Consider the following 3,773-nt stretch of genomic DNA (forward strand, 5'->3'; position numbering starts at 1 on the left):
TTTCTACACCATCATACAGATAAAAGCATATAGTTATTTTTTGATCCTTTGGTACCTGTTGATTTTTTGCCACCAGTGTCATTCCGCAATGTGGACATTGGCCTGGCTGCTGGAAGGTTAGGGTGTCACAGTCATTGTTACAGGGTGGGCATGCATATCTGGCTGCATTGACTTGTGTAAATGCCAGGCAAGGAATAAAAGCAAATAGAAAGAATAGCTTTTTCATAAATAGATTATTTATACAAAAATATAAGACCAGGAAGAATAAATCTGGACATATGTATAACCAATCCGGCCATTCTGTTAGGCGAGGATTCTTCTTCTTATACTTCTTTGAGTAGCTTTCGGATTTGGGCGCTACTTCTGTAACCGCATTCCTGTGCTATCCAGGCAAGTTTATATTTTTCCTTTAAGAGATGTTTTGCTTTTTCTTGCCTTAAAAGTTGAATATATTGCCCGATGGTTACTCCTGTAGCAGACTTGAAAAGTCGTGTAAGATTGCGTGGGCTGATAAAGACCAGTTCTGCCAATTCTTCTAGGGTTAATTTATGTTGCAGGTGCTTTGTTATATAATCTTGTACCTGATGTATATGATGGTTGATGTGCTGTCTATTTTGCAGGTAAATACTATTTTGGACTTCCATACCATCTCTGCGAATATAAACAACCATGTCTTTTGCAACCCTACAGGCAAAGGCTACTCCATGTTGTTCTTCCACCAGGTATAGTGCAAGGTCTATACCGGTTGCAATGCCTGCACTGGTAAATATTCTGCCGCTTTGGACAAATAGTTTGTTTTCAATAACTTTTAAGTGGGGGTATTCTTTCTGTAAGGCTGCTGTCCATGCCCAATGTGTGGTGCAGTTTTGGCCATCTAACAGGCCGGAGGCAGCAAGAGCAAAAGCCGCTGTACAGATTGAACATATTGTTGCACCTTGTGCGGCTGCATTTTGCAGCCAGGGTATCCAGAGTTTGTCATCTGCTCTGTTCCATTTGGCAATTTCCATCCCGGCCAGGATAACAATGTCTTCTTTTTCTACATGGATAGAATGTAGCGGGTCAACATTGGTAATCCCCAAACCAGATGAGGTTTGGGGATTTGGGGATGGTGATACATAATGGATATCGTAATGCTTCCCACAGCAGCCGGATTCATAGAAGACTGTAACTGCACCTGCCAAATCGAGAAGATGCACGCTGTTGAATACGAGAAATATAACCCTGTTGGTTGCCATAATTCAAATTTACTCTTTATTAAAGGTGAACGTGGCACCGTGCTGTTTTAATATCACTTGTTTTTGGGCCGGATTAAATTCCAGAGCAACACCGATCTGTTCAGACTTGAATTTATCTTTCTCACTGGCTTCCAATGGAAATGAGGATTGTCCGGTTGCTTGTACGAGTAAAGTCTTGTCTTTTTTAGTTACGGTGAGTTTTAAAGGGATTTGTTGACTGGCATATACGCCCAGGTATTGATCCAGATCCTCACTTGAAACTTCAATAGTAGCAAAATTTGGGATCTCAAATGGTTTATTATAGACGCCGCTTAGCAATGCAATCATGATCTTGTTGTTATCGTAATTTGACCCATTTGAAGTTAGGGCTACTGCAGTTTTATCAGATGGGAAATAAGAATAAACTGAAGTGAAACCATCTATTCCACCAGTGTGTCCATAGCTCGACTTATCATAGAAAGGAAATTTGAACAGGCCCATGCCAATGCCATCCTTTATCGTTTCCATTTGTTCTAAGCTTTTAGCTGATAGGAGCTGGCCTCCAAATAAAGCCTCTGCAAATTTAGTTAAATCAGTTGGAGTCGAGACAACAGCCCCTGCACCCATTGGAACGGACATATCCGTTTCTGGTTCTTTGTTCCAGCTGTTTACAAATTTATAGGAATTACTTTCATTGTTTTTAAGGTTTATTTTTCCACCATAGAATGTGTTCTTCAGGTTTAGAGGTTTTGTGATTTTCTCTTTTAGGATTTCAGAATAGTGTTGTTTATAAACCTTTTGTAAAATGAATGACAAAAGTACAAAGTTAGAATTGCTATAGGAGGTTTTGCTGTCAGGTTCAAAATCACTTCCTCCTTTTACAATAATATCAGTGAGTTCCTTTTCAGATTTCTTTGTTGTATTCCATTGTTGGTATTCTTCATCATCCGTAAAGTTATGAATTCCACTTCTGTGGCTTAGAAGTTGAGCGATGGTAATTTTATCGCTGTTTTTTACAGAGGGAAAATACTGGTTTATGGTCTGTCCGAGTGTCAGTTTACCTTCTTCAATAGCTTTGAAAATGAGAACTGTTGTAAAGGTTTTGGAAATGGAACCAATCCTGTATTTAGTGTCTTTATTAGGTTTGGTATGATTTTCAATATCGGTATATCCAATGGCTTTTGTATAAAGCAATTGACCATTCTGTGAAATGGCTACACTACCCATAAACTTATTGTTGTCTTCGAGCGTTTTGAAATAAGCATCTAACTTAGGTTTGTCAATGTTTTGTGCGTATGAAAATGATAAGCAAAAAATAAGTGGGATTACGGTAAGCAGGTTTTTGTACATAGTTTTAGTGTTTATGGTGAAAACGATTTTTAATTTTGAGTAAGAAAGTGAGCAGAAGATAGAATACAATAGTGAGGGCGATCATTACCGGAATAAACCAGTTTCCTAACATCTCATGACCTGGATAATTTGATGACATTCCCAGAATAAAGGTTGATCCTTTTTTATAAAATAAGCCAACGCGATCTGGCAGGATGGTCTTTGCACCAATTAAGAAAATAAAAGCAAACAGGCACAGGTAGAGGAGAAAGAATATAATATAGCTTAAGCCATTACCAATATTTAAAATGAGCGCTTTGAAAATATGGACAGGGTTGAATGTTCTTGTAGCTTGTGTTAATTTTTTATCTGCTACAAGAGGCTTTAGTACCTCTTCCGGACTTCCTAATTTTTGAAGAATGTCCAGAAGCTGTTCAATTTCATTATCAGATTTCTTTTGGCTGAAGTTTTCATAAATATGACTGTTTAGTTCCATCATAATTTCCAGCTGGTCTTCTTTAGATAAGGATTTTGTCGCCCTTTGGATCCGGTCTAAATATTCCTGGTAAATCCGTATGGATGATTTATCTGTAAATGGTATTTTGGTTAAGTTCATTTGGATATTTTTAAGATGGAGTTGTTGAGTTCGTTCCAATAAGTATTCATTGATTTAAGTGTAGCTACACCTTCATTGGTAATGTTATAATACTTTCTCGGAATTCCTGAGTCTTGCTCAACCCATTTTGAAGTGATGAGATTTTCCGCTTTTAGTCTGTTCATTAATGGATACAATGTTCCTTCAGCAATTTCTATGGCCGTATTCTTTTTAATTTCACTAATCAGGTCGTAACCATAGTATTCCTTCCCATTTTTTAAAATGTTCAATACGATAAAGGTTAGTGTTCCTTTTTTTACCTGTGAGATCCACTTATTTATAAACTCCTGATTCATGGGGTAAATATATAACAAAATACATAGTATAACAATGTATTATTGCATTGTGATTTTATACCATACAAAATCGGTTCTAGAGCGATGTTTAATAGATTTTTTTTTCTGATTTACAGTGTTTAAAAATAAGTAGTAAGAATAAATAGGAAAGGATGCCTCCCAATATTGACGCGGCTATATCCTGGATATCAAAGGTTCTTCCTGGAATTAAAAATTGAGCAAATTCATATAGAACCATCGATATTGTGGCCTTTAACGCTGGATTGAGGGGAATAGCAG

At 37.2% G+C, this 3,773-nt stretch carries 6 protein-coding genes; all 6 read right to left on the reverse strand.

The features are described from left to right. Positions 1-226, reverse strand: a 226-nt coding sequence (locus tag DBR11_RS30430; protein ID WP_233260937.1) for a heavy metal-binding domain-containing protein, incomplete at its 3' end; no start/stop codon positions are given. Positions 227-323: 97 nt separating this feature from the next. Next, positions 324-1,235 carry a GlxA family transcriptional regulator gene (locus DBR11_RS27675; RefSeq protein ID WP_108555771.1) on the reverse strand — a complete coding sequence of 304 codons (912 nt, stop codon included), beginning with the start codon at positions 1,233-1,235 and terminating at the stop codon, positions 324-326. A 9-nt stretch (positions 1,236-1,244) separates the two neighbouring features. After that, on the reverse strand, positions 1,245-2,564 hold the full coding sequence (locus DBR11_RS27680) for a serine hydrolase (RefSeq protein ID WP_108555772.1): 1,320 nt from the start codon (positions 2,562-2,564) through the stop codon (positions 1,245-1,247). 4 nt (positions 2,565-2,568) lie between these two features. After that, positions 2,569-3,159, reverse strand: a complete 591-nt coding sequence (locus DBR11_RS27685; RefSeq protein WP_108555773.1) for an HAAS domain-containing protein — start codon at positions 3,157-3,159, stop codon at positions 2,569-2,571. Continuing rightward, positions 3,156-3,494, reverse strand: a complete 339-nt coding sequence (locus DBR11_RS27690; protein ID WP_108555774.1) for a PadR family transcriptional regulator — start codon at positions 3,492-3,494, stop codon at positions 3,156-3,158. The genes DBR11_RS27685 and DBR11_RS27690 overlap by 4 nt, the downstream gene beginning before the upstream one ends. Positions 3,495-3,582: 88 nt before the next feature. Next, the gene (locus DBR11_RS30705; protein ID WP_369974468.1) at positions 3,583-3,732 is read right to left on the reverse strand and encodes a VanZ family protein; all 150 of its coding nucleotides are present in this window, start codon (positions 3,730-3,732) and stop codon (positions 3,583-3,585) included. Between the last annotated feature and the right edge of the window lie 41 nt (positions 3,733-3,773).

This window comes from Pedobacter sp. HMWF019, from assembly GCF_003061025.1.
In the GTDB taxonomy this organism is placed as follows: Bacteria; Bacteroidota; Bacteroidia; order Sphingobacteriales; family Sphingobacteriaceae; genus Pedobacter.